This is a genomic window from Ideonella sp. A 288, assembly GCF_002198735.1.
GTDB lineage: Bacteria > Pseudomonadota > Gammaproteobacteria > Burkholderiales > Burkholderiaceae_C > Pseudaquabacterium.
Genome location: NZ_MWLO01000153.1, coordinates 1 through 16,950 on the forward strand (window position 1 = coordinate 1; position 16,950 = coordinate 16,950).

Consider the following 16,950-nt stretch of genomic DNA (forward strand, 5'->3'; position numbering starts at 1 on the left):
CGGTGGCGCTGACTGTGGCGGTCGGCTGCGCCGACTGCGCTGTGATGCTCGTCTCGGGGTCGCGCCGCAGAACTCGCTGCGCGCCCTGCGGGCGCTCCGCTCGGACAACTGCGGCGAGCATGTCCACGAAGCGCGCTGCGCGCGCCGCCCCCGAGCCTGCGCTTCTCGCCGCCACACACAGCGCCCCCGCCGGCCGCCGCCTGCCGCGCAGAACCATGGGTGGCGCACCAAGAGGAACCCCACTTCGACCGCCACCGCCGGTGATGCAAAGCCGCGTGCGGGCAGGCCGGGGAGCGCCTCTGTGGCGCCGAAGCGCGCAGGCCCTGCGGTGGCGCGCGCAGCGCGCGTCGTCATCAAGCTCGACGCGGTTGTCTGAGTGCAGCGCCCGACGGGCGCGAAGCGAGTTCTGCGGCGCACCGCAGGGCCGAGCACTGCAGGGCAGTCGGCGCAGCCGACCGCCACAGCGAAGCTCCCCGGCCTGCCCGCACGCGGCTATGCCGCCTCAGCGACTCGGGTCCACCCGAACGCTCGCAACGAGCCAAATACCGACCTCCGCACTCTTGGCATCGAGCGGCGCGGCCGCGGGCTGTCGGACGCGCTCGCGTTGCGGCGGCAACTACCCGAACAGGTCCTCGTACGACACGTACACGGTCAGCAGCATCACCGGCACCAGCACGAGCCAGCCCAGGCCGAAGGGGATGGACGCGATGGCCATCGCGATGAGGCAGACCACCATGTAGAGCAACTGGGCCATCAGGTTCTTCAGGCAGGCCGCGAAGCTGGTCTTCATGGCGTCGACCGGTGCCATGCCGCGCAGCGCCACCAGCGCCGGGGCGTACCACAGCATCATCGACGCCAGCACGCCGAGCACCAGTGCGGACAGCACCGCCAGCAGGCTGGCGCCGATGGCGGCGAGGATGCCGCCGGCGCTGCCCCGGGTGCCGGCCACGCCCACCGCCGCGCCGAGGCCCAGCACGCCCACCACGATGGCGATCGCGATGCCCGCCACCAGAAACGCCGCACCCAGCACCAGCAGCGGATTGAGCTTGTCCTTGAAGCCAAGGAACAGGTCAGCCACCTCCAGCGTGCCGCCCTGCGCCACCTTGCGCGCCGCGAGCATCCAGCCGCCGATGAACACGGGCATGAGCACCGAGCCGGCGATGCTGCCGAGCAGCGGCACCACGCTGATGCCGATCAGGATGACCAGCAGCACCAGGCCGAGCACGATCCACAGCCCGGCGTTCTTCATGAACAGCGCCCAGGCCTCGGTCCACCAGGCGATGCCTCGCCCGGCATCGACGGAGCGGGCCTCCTGGGTGCCCATCGATCCAGCCTGCATGGGGTCGCTCCTTCGGGGTGTCGGGGCCAGGTTCAGGTGCGCGCCGAGCACCGTTGCGCCAGCGCCCAGCCGGCTTCGGCGATGGACAGGAAGCGGTCGCGGAAGGTCAGCGCCCGCGCGTCGGCGGCATTGCCGGACAGCGCCCGATGGTAGACCCCTGCGCAGATGGCGGCCAGTCGGAACATCGAGAAGGCCACGACGCGGTCGATGTCGGCCGGCACCTCGCGGCCCGCATGGGCGCAGTAGCGGGCCACGCACTCATCCTGCGTGGGCACGCCCTCGGCGGCCAGGTCCAGCCCGACGAAGCCGCCTTCCGACGGCGGCAGGTGGTGGCCGATGCACAGGTAGGCCAGGTCGGCCAGCGGGTGGCCGATGGTGGCCAGTTCCCAGTCGAGCACGGCCACGATCCGCGGCTCGGTGGGGTGCACCAGCACGTTGCCGAGGCGGTAGTCGCCGTGCACGATGGCGGCCTCCTCGTCGGTGGGCAGGTGCTGCTGCAGCCAACCGCGCAGGGATTCCATGGCCGGCGCCTCTTCGGTTCGCGAGCCTTCCCACTGCGCCGACCAGCGCGCCATCTGGCGCTCGAAGTAGCGCTCGGGCCGGCCGAAGCCCTCCAGCCCCACGGCGCGCCAGTCCACCCGATGCAGGGCGGCCAGCGCGCGCACCAGGTCGTCGTTGATGGCGCGGCGCTCGTCCAGCGTGCCATGCTGTGCGAAGCGCGTGCCCATCAGGCGGCCGGGCACGTGGTGCATCACGAAGAAGGGCGTGCCGATCACCGACGCGTCCTCGCACAGCGCCAGCATGCGCGGCACCGGCACGCCGGAGTCGCCCAGCGCCTGCATCACCCGGAACTCGCGCTCCACCGCATGGGCGCTGGGCAGCAACTGGCCGGGCGGCTTTTTGCGCAGCACCAGCGCGCCCACATTGGTGGCCACGTGGTAGGTGGGGTTCGACTGCCCGCCCTGGAACTGGCGCAACTGCACCTGGCCATCGAACGCGGCGCCCAGGTGCGGCCGCAGCCAGGCGGCCACGGCGGACGCGTCGATCCGGTGTTGGGACAGCACCTCGACCAGCTCGGGCTCGACCGGTGGAACGGAGGCGAGCGTCACGAGGCGGCCCCCATCACCTTGGCGCGCAGCCGGCGCATGCCCTTGAGCCAGCGGTCGATGTCGCTGGTCTTGCGCTGCCAGAAGGTCAGCACCTCCTGGTGCGGCAGGATCAGGAAGCGCTCGTCGCGCAGGCCCTGCACCACCGCCTCGGCCAGTGCCTCGGGCGTGACGGCCCCGTCGGCGAGGAAGCTCTTGCGCCCGGTCTGCCCGTCGGCGCCCAGCAGCATCGGCGTGAGCACGCCCTGCGGGCACAGGCAGCTCACGCGGATGCCGGCGTCGCCGTGGGCGATCGACAGCCATTCGGCGAAGCCCACCGCGGCGTGCTTGGTGACCGAATAGGGTGCGGCGTTCACCTGGCTCAGCAGTCCGGCGGCCGACGCCGTCTGCAGCAGGTAGCCCTCGCCGCGCGCCAGCATCTGCGGCAGCACCGCGTTGGCGGCGTGCACATGGGCCATCACGTTGACGTCCCAGTGCCGTTGCCAGGTGGCGGCCGGGGCGTCCTGGTCCGCGCGCGAGATGATGCCGGCGTTGGAGCAGAACAGGTCGATCCGGCCGAACTGCCGGGTGGCGCGGTCGACCAGCGCCAGCACCTCGGCGGCGCTGGACACGTCGGTGCGCACGGCCAGGGCGGCCGCACCGTCGGCCAGCGCCGGCCCCAGTTCGGCCACCACCGCGGCGGCCTTGGCCTCGTCGAGGTCGGCCACCACCACGCCGCGCGCGCCCTCCTGGGCGAAGCGCAGGCACAGCGCCCGGCCGATGCCCGAGGCACCGCCCGTCACCACCACCACCTTGTCGCGGATGTCCATCGTGTCTCCTGTTTGCGTGTCGTCGTCGGGGCTCAGGGGGCCGTCATCTGGCGGCCAGCTGTGTCCTTGGCGCCGCTGCCCACGCGGCCACCTGCCTAGAATCATTCGATCCTCACAGGTCCGCCCCCAGGGCCGGCGACAGTCGCCGGCCGCCACCCCAGCGGGTGCGCCAACGCGGGAGCGGCCCGTCGTCTTGCCGAGAGCGTAGCCCAACATGAGCACCCCACCTGTCACGAACGCCACACCGGCCGAGCCACCTGCCTTCCGCGACCTGGCCTCGATGATCGCCGAGCATGCGCAGCGCGCGCCCGAGGCCACGGCGCTGCGCTGCGGCGACCAGGTGCTGAGCTATGCCCAGCTCGATGCGCGCATGGACCGCGTGGCGGCGGCGCTGCAGCGCGACGGCCTGCAGCCCACCAGCGCCATCGCCATCTGCGGCGGCAGCAGCAACGACTACATGGCCGTGTTCTGCGGCGCGCTGCGCGCCGGCGTGGCGGTGGCGCCGCTGGCGCCCAGTTCCACCGCCGGGCAGATCGCCGACATGGTGGCCGACGCCGATGCGCGGCTGTTCTTCACCGACGCCGCCACGCTGCACAACCTGCGCGACGGTGGCGTCGACCTCGCCACCCTGCCCCCGGTGCTGCGGCTGGACGAAGGCATCGAGCCCTGGCTGGCGCCCGAGGGCGCGCGGCCACGGCCGGTGACCATCGACCCGGCCTGGGCCTTCAACCTGATTTACTCCTCGGGCACCACCGGCACGCCCAAGGGCATCGTGCAACCGCACTCGATGCGCTGGGCGCACATCCAGCGGGCGGCCGTCACCGGCTACGCGCCCGACTGCGTCACGCTGATCGCCACCCCGCTGTATTCCAACACCACGCTGGTGGCGGTGATCCCCACGCTGGCCTCGGGCGGCCAGGTGATCCTGATGCCCAAGTTCGAGGCCCTCGGCTACCTCGAACTGGCCCAGCGCCACCGCGCCACGCACACGATGCTGGTGCCGGTGCAGTACCAGCGGCTGATGGCGCGGCCCGAGTTCGACCGCTACGACCTGTCGTCCTTCCGCGCCAAGCTGTGCACCAGCGCGCCCTTCCACGCGGCCCTGAAGGCCGACATCGTGGCCCGCTGGCCCGGCGCCCTGGTCGAGTACTACGGCATGACCGAAGGCGGCGGCACCTGCATCCTGCACGCCCACCTGCACCCCACCAAGCTGCACACCGTGGGCCAGCCGGCCGAGGGCCACGACATCCGGCTGATCGACGAGGACGGCCAAGAGGTGCCGCGCAGCGCCACCGGCGAGGCCACCGGCGAGGTGGTCGGCCGGTCCGGCGGCATGATGAGCGGCTACCACAAGCAGCCCGAGAAGACGGCCGAGGCCGAGTGGTTCGACGCCGAGGGCCGCCGCTTCATCCGCACCGGCGACATCGGCCGCTTCGACGCCGACGGCTTCCTCACGCTGTTCGACCGCCGCAAGGACATGGTCATCAGCGGCGGCTTCAACATCTACCCCAGCGACCTCGAGGCCGTGCTGCACCGCCACCCCGAGGTGGCCGATGCGGCCGTGGTGGGCGTGCCGTCGGACGAATGGGGCGAGACGCCGGTGGCCTTCGTGGTGCGCCGGCCCGACAGCACCATCGAGCCCGAGGCGCTGCGCGCCTGGGTCAACGACCAGGTCGGCAAGACCCAGCGGCTGAGCGCGCTGCGGCTGATCGACGAACTGCCGCGCAGCGCCATCGGCAAGATCCTCAAGCGCGAGCTGCGGCAGGCCTGGGCCAAGGCCTCGGGCGAAGGCTGACGCTGCCCTCTCGCAAGAGGCTGCCCGCCGGCCGCTAAACTTCCACCGACGCGGCCACGATCGCCTCGTCGCGGTCGATGTGGCCGTCCACCAGTTCGACCAGCCGGTCGCAGCGCGCGGCCAGCCGCGGGTCGTGGGTGACGACCACGAAGGTGGTGCCCAGGTCGGCGTGCATGCGCCGCAGCAGCACGAAGACCTCGTCGGACGAGGCGCGGTCGAGGTTGCCGGTGGGCTCGTCGGCCAGCACCAGCGGCGGCGACAGCACCAGCGCCCGGGCGATGGCCACGCGCTGCTGCATGCCGCCCGACAGCTCGCCGGGGCGCTTGTCCATGGCCTTGTCCAGGCCCACCGCGGCCAGCAGCGAGCGCGCTCGCTCGCGCTGCGCGGTGCTCACCCGGCCCTCGCGCATCAGCGCCGGCAGCGTCACGTTCTCCAGCGCGGTGAAGGCCGGCAGAAGGTGGTGGAACTGGAACACGAAGCCCAGCGACGCGCGCCGGCACTGTGTGAGCCCGGCGTCGTCCAGGCCGCCCATCTCCTGCCCGAGCAGGCGCAGGCTGCCCTCGGTGGCGCGCTCGAGCAGCCCGACGATGTTGAGCAGCGTGCTCTTGCCCGAGCCCGAGGGCCCGATCAGCGCGACGAACTCGCCGCGGCCCACGCGCAGGTCGATGCCGTGCAGCACCTCGGCCTCGTTGGGCAGGCCGATGTTGTAGCGCTTGCGGATGCCGGCCAGTTCCAGCAGAGGCAGCTGCGACGAGGGGGTGTCGCTCATCGCGGCCTCACATGCGGATGGCCTGGGCCGGGTCGAGCGCCGCGGCACGCCGCGCCGGCGCCACCGCGGCGATCACGCCGCACACCGTGGCCAGCGCGGCGATGCGCAGCGCCAGCATCGGCGCCAGCGTGATGGCGAACAGCGGCAGGCCGTCCGAGCCGCGCACGAAGGTGACGAACAGCCACACCAGCGCCGCGGCCAGCAGCACGCCCAGCGCCGAGCCGAGCGCGCCGACGATGGCCCCCTGCAACAGGAAGATGCGCAGCACCTGGCCTTGCGTGGCGCCCATCGCGCGCAGGATGCCGATCTCGCGCCGCTTCTGCACCACCGACACCACCAGCACGCTGGCGATGCCCAGCACCACCACCACCATCACCACGCCGCGGATCAGGCTGGTGCTGACCGACTGGGCGTTCAACGCCGAGACGAGTTGCGCATTGGCCTCCTGCCAGCTCTCCACCTTGTAGGGCAGGCGCCGCGACAGCGCGTCGGCCAGCACCTGGGCCTGCCACACGTCCACCAGCGCCACATCGAGCGTGGTGGCGCCGCCGGGCAGTCCGAGCAGGCTCTGCGCGGCGCGCAGCGGCACGATGACGGTGCGGCGGTTCAGGTCGCGCACGCCCAGGTCGACCAGCGCGGTGATGTGCAGCGATTCGGTGACGACGAGGGTGCCGGTGCCGGTGACCACGGCCACGCGGTCGCCCACGCGCACGCCCAGGTCGTCGGCCAGCTCGCGGCCCAGGATGCCCTCGCCCGGTGCCAGCCGCGGCGTGCCGGCCACCACCTTGGATCGCACGTGCACGATGCGGTCATAGCGGTCCAGGTCCACGCCCATCAGCGCGATGGCCTTGGACGCCTCGCCGCGTTGCGCCAGCGCCGCGCCCGAGACCATCGGCGACACCGCGGCCACTTCGGGCATCGCCTCCAGCACCGGCACCAGCGCCTGCCAGTTGCCGATGGAACGCGGCCGCTGCGCGCGCGGCTGGGTCTGCACCAGTTCGGCCACGCCGGAGGCCGGGGTGTGCGCCGGCGTCACCACGTCGTCGAGCGGCCGCACGATGACGTGCGCCTGCGCGCCCAGCGTCTTGTCCAGCGTGTTGGCCTGCAGGCCGCTGATCAGCGCCGAGATGTAGGCCACCACCGCCACGCCGGCGGCCACGCCGACGATGATCAGCAGGCTCTGCATGCGGCCTTCGCGCAGGAAGCGCACGGCCACGCGGCGTTCGAACCCGAGCAGGTCGAACATGGCCGCAGACCTCAGCGGCCCATCGCGTTGGTGAGCGCCGAGCCGGCGTCTTCGCCCTTGCCGGGGCGCGCGGCCAGCGACACCGCTGCCGCCGTGTCGGGGCGCACCCGGCTGCCGGGTGCCCGCGCCGGGCCGAGCAGCACCACGTCGCCTTCGGCCAGGCCCTTCAGCACCTCGGCGGCCTCCAGCGTGCGCAGGCCCAGCGTCACCGGCACCGACTCGACCCGGCCGTCGCGCACCCGCAGCACGGTGGCGCCCCCGGCCCCGGCCTCGTCGCGCAGCGCCGCCGCCGGCAGCGCCAGCGCGCGGTCGCGGCGTGCCGTCTGCACCGCCACCGACAGCGTCATGTCCTCGCGCAGGTAGCTCGGCGGCGTGCCGTCCACGCCGAACTTCACCTCGATGGCGCCGCGCTGCGCGTCCACCAGCGGGGCGATCGACTGCACCCGGGCCGCGAAGCGCTGCGACGGAAAGGCATCGGCCACCACCTCGGCGGCCTGGCCGACGGCCAGTTGCTCGAGGTAGCGCTCGTCGACCTGCGCCTCCAGCGTCAGCGGGCTGGACAACGCCAGGCCCAGCAAGGCCCGACCGGCCTGCACGATCTGGCCCGGCTCCACGGTGCGCGACAGCACGGTGGCGTCGGCCGGCGCGGTGATCAGCGCCTGCGCCAGGCGCGCCCGCGCCGCCGCTGTGCCGGCCACGGCCAGCGCCCACTGCGCCTGCGCCTGCGCCACGTCGGTGCCGGCATCGGCATTGGCCAGGCCCTGTGCGCGGGCTGCCGCCAATTGGGCCCTCGCCACGGCCACGGCCCGCTGGGTCTCGTCCAGGCGGGCCTCGCTGACGAAGCCCTTGGCCACCAGGTCCTGCGTGCGGCCCAGTTCGGCCTGCGCCGCGGTGAGCACCGACTCGGCCTGCACCACACCGGCCTGCGCCGACTGGCGGCCGGTGCTGCGCAGCCCGGCCAGGCGCGCGGCGGCCTGCTGTTCACTGGCCAGCGCCTGCGACAGCGTGGCCTGCAACTCGTCGGCCTCCAGCCGCACCAGCGCGTCGCCCTGGCGCACGCGGGCGCCTTCGGCCACCAGCACCTGCGCCACGCGGCCGGTGACCGTGGCACCCACCTCCACGCGCGAGGCCGTGGCCACGCGGGCCGAGAACTGCAGCGTGCGCACCAGCGGCACGATGCGCAACTGCACGGCCGGCGCGGTGGGCGTGCGGAACACCCACGCGGCCACCAGCGCCGCCGCAAGGGCGGCCACCATCAGGGCCCACAGCCAGCGGCGTCGAATCATGCCGGCATTGTTGCACCCGCCTGGCCAGCCCAATGTGTGCCAGCGCAGGCAGTGCGCACGGCCCGGCGCGCGGCCGTGCCGCAGGCCACTGGGCCGTCAGGCTCAGACCCGCTCGACGACGATCGCGATGCCCTGGCCCACGCCGATGCACATGGTGCACAGCGCGTAGCGGCCCTTGATCCTGTGGAGTTGGTTCACCGCGGTGGTCACCAGCCGTGCACCGCTGGCCCCCAGCGGGTGGCCCAGCGCGATGGCGCCGCCGTTGGGGTTGACGCGCGGGTCGTCGTCGGGCAGGCCCAGGTCGCGCAGCACGGCCAGGCCCTGCGCGGCGAAGGCCTCGTTGAGCTCGATGACGTCCATCTGCGCCAGGTTCAGGCCGGTGAGCTCCAGCACCTTGCGGGTGGCCGGCGCCGGGCCGATGCCCATGATGCGCGGCGCCACGCCGGCGGTGGCCAGGCCGACGACGCGTGCCTTGGGGGTGAGGCCATGCCGGGCCGCCGCGGCCTCGCTGGCCAGCAGCAGTGCGCACGAGCCGTCGTTCACGCCCGAGGCGTTGCCCGCGGTCACCGTGCCGTCGGGGCGCACCACGCCCTTCAGCCTGGCCAGCGATTCCAGGCTGGTCTCGCGCGGGTGCTCGTCCTTCGAGACGACGATGGGGTCGCCCTTCTTCTGCTCCAGCGTCACCGGCACGATCTCGGCGTCGAAGAAGCCGGCCTTCTGCGCGGCCACGGCCTTCAACTGGCTGGCCAGGGCCATGCGGTCCTGGGCCTCGCGCTCGATCTTGAAATCGGTGGCCACGTTCTCGGCCGTCTCGGGCATCGAATCGACGCCATGCAGTTGCTTCATCAGCTTGTTGACGAAGCGCCAGCCGATGGTGGTGTCGTACACCGCGTTGCTGCGGCTGAAGGCGGTTTCGGCCTTGGGCATGACGAACGGGGCGCGGCTCATGCTCTCCACGCCGCCGGCGATCATCAGCTGCGCTTCGCCGGCGCGGATGGCGCGCGCGGCGGTGCCCACCGCGTCCATGCCCGAGCCGCACAGCCGGTTGATGGTGGCGCCGGGCACGGCGATGGGCAGGCCGGCCAGCAGCGCGGCCATGCGCGCGACGTTGCGGTTGTCCTCGCCGGCCTGGTTGGCGCAGCCGTACAGCACGTCGGTGACGGCCGCCCAGTCGACCTTCGGGTGGCGCGCCATCAGCGCCTTGATCGGCAGCGCGCCCAGGTCGTCGGTGCGCACCGNTGCGCACCGACGACAACGCCCCACCGTAGCGGCCGATGGGGGTGCGGATGGCGTCGCAGATGTAGGCGTGGGTCATGGGGTGGCTCGGCGTGGTGGGTGGGGCCGCCGATTCTGCCGCGCCCCTGCGCGCCGGGCAGGCGGTATCAACCCCGCCACGCCGGCCATCGTCTCCACGACACGGACCACACCGCCCGACCCCGACAGGGCCGGGTCGGCCTCCTCAGGGTGGCGGGGCCGGCAGCGTCAGCGCGCCAGGGTGCGCAGAGAGCGCCTGCGGCGCAGTGCCAGCAGCGCGCCACCCGCCAGCAGCGTGGCCCAGGTGGCGGGCTCCGGCACCGGGGTCGTCACGAAGCTGGCCTTGTACAGGCCCAGGTTGCCGATGTTGACCGCCTGGCTGCCCAGCAGGTTGGCCCCCTGCAGGAACCGCACGGTGTAGTTGCCGTTGGCCAGCGCCGCCACGTCCAGCGTGTAGCCGCCGTTGGCGTCGGTCGTGGTCGAGCCCAGCACGCTGTTGCCGGCATTGACGATCTGCACGGTCAGGCCGGTGAGCCCTTCGCCGTAGGTGTAGCTGCCGAGCGCGGGGTCTTGCCAGGCGTAGCCCCACACGTACTCTGCGGCGCTGTCGAAGCGGTCGCCGAAGTGCTGCACCTGCGTGACGTTGCCCGCCGTCCAGCCCGCCGCCATACCGATGCCCAGTTCGGTGAACGACGCGCTGAGCATGCTGTTGCGGTGCCCCGGCGGCGACTGGATGCCGTTGGCGGTGTTGCCCCAGTCGACCGCGAAGCCGGCGTGCTGGTAGGCCGTGTTGTTGGGGAAGTTGGCGGCGATGTTCTCACCCACCGTGGCCGCGTTCACGTAGCCGGCGTCGGTGAAGCGCTGGAAGCTGAAGTTGGCATAGGGCGGCACGGCGTGCGGGCTGGCGCTGGTGCCCGCGTCGGCCACCACGAGGTTGGCATAGCCCAGCGACGACTGGCCCAGGTTACCGTTCCAGGCGAAGGGGTGCAGCGTGTTGGTACCGGCCAACTGCGACCACTGGAACAACAGGTTGCCGGGCTTGACGTGGAAAAAGTCCATCGCACTGGCGGCAGGGTTGCCCGGCGCCAGGTTCTGCCAGAAGTTGGCCGACCATGCCGTGCCGTCGGCCCCGGCGGCGGACGTGGACGGGGTGATGCTCGACGACAAGGTCGCCTGGCTGACCCCCAGCATGCGCGACAGCTCGCCCTGCGGGTCGGCTCGGAAACGGTTGATCAGCTCGAAGCTCTGCTGCTCGGACACGGTGGGCGCGCGCGTCCCCGGGGTGATCTGCGCGTGGGCCGAGACGCCGCACACGGCGATCAGGGCGGCCAGCGGCGCATGCATCCGACAACCGGTGCGACGGACGACGCTCTCGAGGGGGTTGCGCATGAATTCGATCCTGCCAAAGCTAACGGCGAAGATGATGACATCAACCCAGCGCCGCCACCCCCCTTGATCAGGGGGGGCGCGCCGACCGCTGCGGTGCCATCGCCACCAGGGCCGCATGTGAAGGACGTCACGGCCACGCGGCGCCCGCCACCGGTGGGTCGGGGCCGGCAGCGCTGGCGAGGGGGCCGCACTCAATTGCGCGGGTGCCCTGCCGATATCCCACGGGTCGGGTTTCGAAACCCGATCGGCTGCCCCCCTGTGCAGCGCCACGGCCTCATCAAAAGAAAACCTCGACCCCCATGAAGCTGCGCTCCGTCTCGCGGGGTTTCTTCGCTGCCTTGCTGCTGGTGCTTGCGGCCAACCTGGTGTGCCTGTCCGCGATCTGGCAGGCCGAGCAAGGCGTGCGCAAGGCCTTTGCCACGCGCGACCGCACGCTCGCCCTGGTCGACGAACTGGTGGACGAGAACGACCTGCTGGCGCAGCTCGTCCAGAGCTACACCACCACCGCACGCCCGCGTTACCTGACGCTGTACTACGACATCCTGGCGGTTCGCGAGGGCGAAAAGCCGATGCCCCAGGTGGCCGACGTGGGGCTGTACTGGCGCGAGGCCATCGCCAACCGACAGCCCGCAGCGGCCGCTGGTCCGTCGGCATCGCTGATCGATCGCATGCAAGGCCTGGATTTCAGTCCCGTCGAGCTGGACGGCGCGCGCCAGATGCTGAAGGCCGCGGCGTCGATGCAGGCCATCGAGAAGGTGGCGTTCGCCGCCACGCAGGGGCTGTACGACCGCCGCAGCGGCAGCTTCGTCTCCGACGGGGTGCCAGATCCGCAGCATGCCGTGACGCTGGTGCACTCGGCCGACTACGAGAACCTGCGAGCCGACCTGTTGTCCGAGGTGAGCCGCCTGCGCGACCAATCGCGACAGCGCACCGAAGGCCAGGTCGCCCACATGCACGGCCGGCTGGACCAGGCGATGCAGGCGGCGCTGGTCGTCAACGTGGCGTTGGCACCGCTGCTGCTGGCCGCGTTGATGGTGCTGCGTCAACGGGTGCTGCGGCCGATCGGCGACCTCGGCACGCTGGCCCAGCGCTACACGGCGGGCGACTTCGGCGCACGCACGTCGCTGTCGAAGGACCGCGTCGAGGAAGTCGGCCTGCTCGCACTCGCACTGGACGACATGGCCGACGCCATCGAAAGCGATCTTCGACGTCGCGACGCCGATCAGCGTGAACTGCAGGCCGCGCGCGACGCCGCCGAGGCCGCGACGCTGGCCAAGTCGCGGTTCCTGGCCAACATGAGCCACGAGATCCGCACGCCGATGAACGCGATCATGGGCATGACGCACCTGGCGCTGCAGACCGAGCTGACGACCGAGCAACGCGATTACCTGAACAAGGCCAGCGGCGCATCGCGCATGCTGCTCGGGCTGATCAACGACGTGCTGGACTTTTCGAAGATCGAGGCCGGCCACATGGCCATCGAGGCCGCGCCGTTCGTGCTGGAGAGCGTGGTCTCCCAGGCCATCGAACTCGTGCGACAGGCCGCGCAACACAAGGAACTCGAACTGCTGTGCGATTTCGCCGACCCCTCGTTGCTCGCCGATCACGGCACCCTGCGCGGCGATGCCTTGCGCCTGCAGCAGGTGCTGACCAACCTGCTGTCCAACGCGGTGAAGTTCACGCCCGCGGGCCAGGTGCGGCTCACCGTGCACCGCGACAGTCACCCGGACCACCGCCGCGTGGCCTTGCGGCTGGCCGTGCAGGACACCGGCATCGGCATGACCGAGGCCCAGCGCGCCATGCTGTTCCGGGAGTTCTCGCAGGCCGATGTCTCCACCACGCGCCGCTATGGCGGCACCGGCCTGGGCCTGGCCATCACCCGGCGGCTGGTCGAACTGATGGGCGGCCGGGTCGAAGTCACCAGCCAGCCGGGCGTCGGCAGCCTGTTCACCGTGTTGCTGAACCTGCCGGTCGAACCCAGTGTCCAGGCCAACGATTGCCCCGCCGAGGCCATCGCCACGCGCGTGCTGGTGGTCGACGACCAGGCCGACACGCGGGCGGTGATGCTCGGCCAGATGCACCTGCTGGGCATCGGCGCGTTGGGGCGGATGGCCGGTGCGGGGGATGCCGGGCAGGCTCTGGCGATGCTGGACCAGGCGGCCTGCGACGGCCATGCCTACGACCACGTGCTGCTCGACTGGGTGCTGCCCGACGCCGACGGTGCCGCCGTGCTGCAGCGCATCCGGGAACGCCACCCGCACATCCGCGTCGCGGTGGTGTCCGCCTATGGCACCGACGAGGTCCGCGCACAGGCCCAGCGCCTGGGCGCGAGCGACTTCGTGACCAAACCCCTGTTGCCCGAAGACCTGCGCCGCCTGTTCTTCGGCCGCCAGGTGGCGACCCTGCCCGCCGACACCGGCGCGGCGACGCGACTGGAAGGACTGAGGGTGCTGCTGGTCGAGGACAACGCGCTGAACCAGGACCTGGCGGTCGAACTGCTGCGGCGGCGTGGCGCCCGGATCGAGGTGGCCGACAACGGCCTGCAGGCCGTGGAGTTGCTGGCGGCCCGCGGCGCCGAGGCCTTCGACGTGGTGCTGATGGACCTGCAGATGCCGGTGCTCGACGGCATCCAGGCCACCCGCGCCTTGCGCGAGCAGCGCGCCTTCGACCGCCTGCCGGTGCTGGCCATGACGGCCCATGCCCTGGCCGACGAACGCGAGCGCTGCCTGGCCGCCGGCATGCAGGGCCACATCGCCAAGCCACTGGACGTGGACAACCTGGTGCGCACGCTGGCGCAGTACCGTCGTGTGGCGGTCGATGCGCGGGCGAGGCTCACGCCACCGGCCGTGGCCTTGCCCGTCGCCGCCCCTGCGGCAGGCGCCACCGCGGCCACTGCGCTGCCCAGCGTGCCCGGCGTGGACCTCGAGCGAGGCCTCCGGCATTTCGATGGCCATGCGGGCCTGTACCGTCGCACGCTGAGCCACTTCGCACAGGACTACGCCGACGGCATCGATGACTGGGCCGCGCTGCTGGCCGCCGGCCAGTGGGACGAACTGCGACGTGCGGCGCACACGCTGCAGGGATTGGCGGCCACGCTGTGCGCCGACGGCGTGCGCGAGGCCGCGCTGCAGGTCGAGAACGCCGCGGCCACGCGCGACGAGGTCGGCGTTGCTGCGGCGCTGCCGACCGCGGCGCAGCGCCTGGCCGACGTGGTGGCCCGGATCGACGCCGCCCTCGTGCCGCCGCCGCCGTGGCTGAGCAGTGACACGGCACCCTTGGCCGCCAACGTGGACGTCGACGCCGGCGCCGCCGTGCGCGGCCTGCGCGAGTTGCTGGAGGCCAGCGACAGCGAGGCCGTCTCGTGGTGGCAGGCCCACCAGGACGCGATGCGGGCGACGCTCAGCGCGGTGACGGCACGGCGGCTGGACAAGGCGATGCAAGGCCTGGACTTCGACGCCGCGCTGGCCGCATTGAGCGGGGTCGAGGCATGAGTGCCGTGCTGCAAGCCCCAGGTCCGGCCTGCGGCGCCGGTGGGGCGGTGGTGCCACTCCACGACGACGCCGCCGCGCGTCCCACGGTGCTGGTGGTGGACGACACGCCCGCCAACCTGCACCTGCTGACCCAGGTGCTGAACAAGCAATACCGCGTGCAACTGGCCACGTCGGGTGCCAAGGCGCTGGCGATCGCGCAACGCGAGCCGCCCGACCTGATCGTGCTGGACGTGATGATGCCCGAGATCGACGGCTACGAGGTCTGCCGACGCCTCAAGGCCGACCCGCGCACATGCCACGTGCCGGTGCTCTTCCTCACCGCGCTGGCCCGGCCCGAAGACGAGACAAGGGGCTTCGAGGCCGGCGGTGCCGACTTCGTGCACAAGCCCTTCAACCCGGCCACGGTGCTGGCCCGGGTGCGCACCCAACTGACGCTGAAGGCGGCGCAGGACGCGTTGCGCCATCGCAACCACCAGCTCAGCGGCGAACTCGACGCGCGCCGGTGCGAGGTGGAGCGACTGCGCGACACGACGCTGTTCGTGATGGTCGGCCTGGCCGAGTTCCGCGACAGCGACACCGGCTACCACATCCAGCGCACGCAGGAGTACGTGCGCACGCTGGCCACCTGGCTGGCGGCCCAGCCCGACAGCCCGCCCGAGCTGACGCCGGAGGCCATCGACGAACTGGCCAAGGCCGCACCGCTGCACGACATCGGCAAGGTGGCCATCCCGGACGGTGTGCTGCTCAAGCCGGGCAAGCTGACGGCCGATGAGTGGGAGGTGATGAAGACACACGCCTCGCACGGTGCCGACCTGCTGCAGCGAGCCATCGACCGGCTCGAAGGCGCGGCCGGCCCGATGCTGCACTACGGCAAGCAGATCGCCCGTCACCACCATGAGCGATGGGACGGCAGCGGCTACCCGGACGGACTGGCCGGCCCCCAGATTCCGCTGGCGGCACGGTTGATGGCCGTGGCCGATGTCTACGACGCCTTGATCAGCCGTCGGCCCTACAAGGGGCCGATGAGCCATGCCGACGCGATGGCCTTCATCCGCGCCGGCGCCGGCTCGCACTTCGACCCCCGCATCGTCGCGGCGCTGGACGCCTGCGAACAGACCGTGATCGACATCGGCGCGCGCTGGCGCGACGGCGGCGACGCGGCAACGCACCCGAAAGAATCCCCATGAAGACCACCCTCTGCGCTGCGCTCCTGGCGGCCGCGTGCGCGCCCGCGGCCGCCGTCGACCTCGCCTGGTCGGGTTTCGCCACGCTGGGCTATGCCCGGTCGGACGCGCCCTACACCTACCAGCGAAGCATCGATCGAAACGGCACCTTCGCCCGCGACAGCGTGCTGGCCGGGCAGCTCGACATGCGCCTGACACCCCAGTGGTCCGCGACCGTGCAGGCCAAGGCCGCGCCGGCATTGAACGCCGACCACCGCTGGGACCTCACCGCCAGCTGGGCCTTCGTCGCCTGGCGGCCGAACGACGACTGGCTGTTGCGCGCCGGGCGCCTGCGCGTGCCGCTGTTCCTTTATTCCGAGACGCAGGACGTCGGCGCCGCCAACGACATGGCCCGGACACCGAACGAGATGCACGCGATCACGCCCACGCCGGATTTCACCGGCCTGTACGCCACGCGCAACTGGACCCTGGGCGACCGCGAGATCACCGTCGACGGCTACTCCGGCTTCGCGAACATGACCTATCGGCAATGGTCGCGCGAAGGCATGGGGACCGGCCTGGCCGCCGGGGCCCGGTTCACCGACGTGCGGGTGCGCTCCACCGGCCTCGTGCTCACCGTCCGCGAACCCGATGCCTTGTGGCGTGCCGGCATCCACAAGACGAACACCCGGCGGGCCGGCAACCAACCGATGGCCGTGCGCTTCCCGCGGGTGACCCTGGCACCCGGCATCGGCTATTGGCAGGTCGACGACGCCCTGCCCGGCCCCGGGGTCGACTACGTTCCGAGCATCGAGAACCTGCTGTTCACCGTCGGTGCCGAACTGCAACTCGGCAACGGCTGGCGCGTGGCCGGCGAACTGGGCCGCGCCCGACAGTTCGACACCGAGCTCGGCGCCGACGCGACCGCCGGCTACCTGGCGCTGTTCAAGTCCATCGACCGCTTCACGCCCTACGTCAGCGTCAGCCGCATGCTGAGCAGCCGCAGCCAGCGCGAGTGGTACGACCGGCTGTCGCAGGCCACGATGCCGTCCTTCGTGCCGGGCGCGGCGCAGATCGTCGCCGCACAGCGCGCCGCAGCAGACCTGCAGACCGTCTTCGACCAGCATTCGATCGGCATTGGCATGTCGTACCGATTGGACGCCAGTTCCAAGCTGAAGGCGGAATGGATGCGCACCAGCATCGGCAAGACATCGTCGATGGTGGACGTGCCGCCGGGCGGGGCCTCGCCGAGCGGGACGCATGTGAACGTGATCTCGGTCAACTACAGCGTTGCGTTCTGAGG

The 16,950-nt window shown here is 71.9% G+C and carries 12 protein-coding genes; 4 read left to right on the forward strand and 8 right to left on the reverse strand.

What is annotated here, in order from left to right; translation table 11 throughout:
- Window positions 1-616: 616 nt before the first annotated feature.
- Genes EOINJALH_RS26560 through EOINJALH_RS26570 form a run of 3 tightly spaced genes read right to left on the reverse strand, consistent with a single transcriptional unit; the run spans window position 617 to window position 3,254 of the window.
- The gene (locus tag EOINJALH_RS26560; RefSeq protein ID WP_144290181.1) at window positions 617-1,339 is read right to left on the reverse strand and encodes a BPSS1780 family membrane protein; all 723 of its coding nucleotides are present in this window, start codon (window positions 1,337-1,339) and stop codon (window positions 617-619) included.
- A gap of 32 nt (window positions 1,340-1,371) precedes the next feature.
- A complete protein-coding gene (locus EOINJALH_RS26565; RefSeq protein WP_088285907.1) occupies window positions 1,372-2,448 on the reverse strand; it encodes a phosphotransferase family protein in 1,077 nt (358 codons plus the stop codon).
- The gene (locus tag EOINJALH_RS26570; protein WP_088285909.1) at window positions 2,445-3,254 is read right to left on the reverse strand and encodes an SDR family oxidoreductase; all 810 of its coding nucleotides are present in this window, start codon (window positions 3,252-3,254) and stop codon (window positions 2,445-2,447) included. The genes EOINJALH_RS26565 and EOINJALH_RS26570 overlap by 4 nt, the downstream gene beginning before the upstream one ends.
- Window positions 3,255-3,468: 214 nt before the next feature.
- Between EOINJALH_RS26570 and EOINJALH_RS26575 the strand changes: the two genes are divergently transcribed.
- The gene (locus EOINJALH_RS26575) at window positions 3,469-5,049 is read left to right on the forward strand and encodes a class I adenylate-forming enzyme family protein (RefSeq protein WP_088285911.1); all 1,581 of its coding nucleotides are present in this window, start codon (window positions 3,469-3,471) and stop codon (window positions 5,047-5,049) included.
- Window positions 5,050-5,083: 34 nt separating this feature from the next.
- Here EOINJALH_RS26575 and EOINJALH_RS26580 read toward each other — a convergent pair whose 3' ends face one another.
- From EOINJALH_RS26580 to EOINJALH_RS26600, 5 genes are all read right to left on the reverse strand, one after another.
- The gene (locus tag EOINJALH_RS26580) at window positions 5,084-5,818 is read right to left on the reverse strand and encodes an ABC transporter ATP-binding protein (RefSeq protein ID WP_088285913.1); all 735 of its coding nucleotides are present in this window, start codon (window positions 5,816-5,818) and stop codon (window positions 5,084-5,086) included.
- A 7-nt stretch (window positions 5,819-5,825) separates the two neighbouring features.
- Window positions 5,826-7,064, reverse strand: a complete 1,239-nt coding sequence (locus tag EOINJALH_RS26585) for an ABC transporter permease (RefSeq protein ID WP_088285915.1) — start codon at window positions 7,062-7,064, stop codon at window positions 5,826-5,828.
- Window positions 7,065-7,075: 11 nt separating this feature from the next.
- Window positions 7,076-8,350 carry an efflux RND transporter periplasmic adaptor subunit gene (locus tag EOINJALH_RS26590; protein ID WP_088285917.1) on the reverse strand — a complete coding sequence of 425 codons (1,275 nt, stop codon included), beginning with the start codon at window positions 8,348-8,350 and terminating at the stop codon, window positions 7,076-7,078.
- Between the two features lie 102 nt (window positions 8,351-8,452).
- Window positions 8,453-9,588, reverse strand: a 1,136-nt coding sequence (gene pcaF, locus EOINJALH_RS26595) for a 3-oxoadipyl-CoA thiolase (RefSeq protein ID WP_234414059.1), incomplete at its 5' end; no start/stop codon positions are given.
- Between the two features lie 244 nt (window positions 9,589-9,832).
- On the reverse strand, window positions 9,833-10,993 hold the full coding sequence (locus EOINJALH_RS26600) for a PEP-CTERM sorting domain-containing protein (protein WP_144290182.1): 1,161 nt from the start codon (window positions 10,991-10,993) through the stop codon (window positions 9,833-9,835).
- A 299-nt stretch (window positions 10,994-11,292) separates the two neighbouring features.
- Between EOINJALH_RS26600 and EOINJALH_RS26605 the strand changes: the two genes are divergently transcribed.
- The 3 genes from EOINJALH_RS26605 to EOINJALH_RS26615 are packed head-to-tail and all read left to right on the forward strand — an operon-like array spanning window position 11,293 to window position 16,948.
- Window positions 11,293-14,484, forward strand: coding sequence for a response regulator (locus EOINJALH_RS26605; protein ID WP_088285921.1), 3,192 nt, complete (start codon window positions 11,293-11,295; stop codon window positions 14,482-14,484).
- Window positions 14,481-15,671: a two-component system response regulator gene (locus EOINJALH_RS26610; RefSeq protein WP_088285924.1), complete on the forward strand. Its 1,191-nt coding sequence runs from the start codon at window positions 14,481-14,483 to the stop codon at window positions 15,669-15,671. The genes EOINJALH_RS26605 and EOINJALH_RS26610 overlap by 4 nt, the downstream gene beginning before the upstream one ends.
- Window positions 15,668-16,948, forward strand: coding sequence for a hypothetical protein (locus EOINJALH_RS26615; RefSeq protein ID WP_088285926.1), 1,281 nt, complete (start codon window positions 15,668-15,670; stop codon window positions 16,946-16,948). Before EOINJALH_RS26610 ends, EOINJALH_RS26615 begins: the two co-directional genes overlap by 4 nt.
- Window positions 16,949-16,950: the final 2 nt, after the last annotated feature.

Bases quoted from the DNA above. Each gene is read 5' to 3' on its own strand.
- EOINJALH_RS26560 (WP_144290181.1), bottom strand. From the start codon at position 1,339: ATGCAGGCTGGATCGATGGGCACCCAGGAGGCCCGCTCCGTCGATGCC.
- EOINJALH_RS26570 (WP_088285909.1), bottom strand. From the start codon at position 3,254: ATGGACATCCGCGACAAGGTGGTGGTGGTGACGGGCGGTGCCTCGGGC.
- EOINJALH_RS26575 (WP_088285911.1), top strand. From the start codon at position 3,469: ATGAGCACCCCACCTGTCACGAACGCCACACCGGCCGAGCCACCTGCC.
- EOINJALH_RS26580 (WP_088285913.1), bottom strand. From the start codon at position 5,818: ATGAGCGACACCCCCTCGTCGCAGCTGCCTCTGCTGGAACTGGCCGGC.
- EOINJALH_RS26585 (WP_088285915.1), bottom strand. From the start codon at position 7,064: ATGTTCGACCTGCTCGGGTTCGAACGCCGCGTGGCCGTGCGCTTCCTG.
- EOINJALH_RS26590 (WP_088285917.1), bottom strand. From the start codon at position 8,350: ATGATTCGACGCCGCTGGCTGTGGGCCCTGATGGTGGCCGCCCTTGCG.
- EOINJALH_RS26600 (WP_144290182.1), bottom strand. From the start codon at position 10,993: ATGCGCAACCCCCTCGAGAGCGTCGTCCGTCGCACCGGTTGTCGGATG.
- EOINJALH_RS26605 (WP_088285921.1), top strand. From the start codon at position 11,293: ATGAAGCTGCGCTCCGTCTCGCGGGGTTTCTTCGCTGCCTTGCTGCTG.
- EOINJALH_RS26610 (WP_088285924.1), top strand. From the start codon at position 14,481: ATGAGTGCCGTGCTGCAAGCCCCAGGTCCGGCCTGCGGCGCCGGTGGG.
- EOINJALH_RS26615 (WP_088285926.1), top strand. From the start codon at position 15,668: ATGAAGACCACCCTCTGCGCTGCGCTCCTGGCGGCCGCGTGCGCGCCC.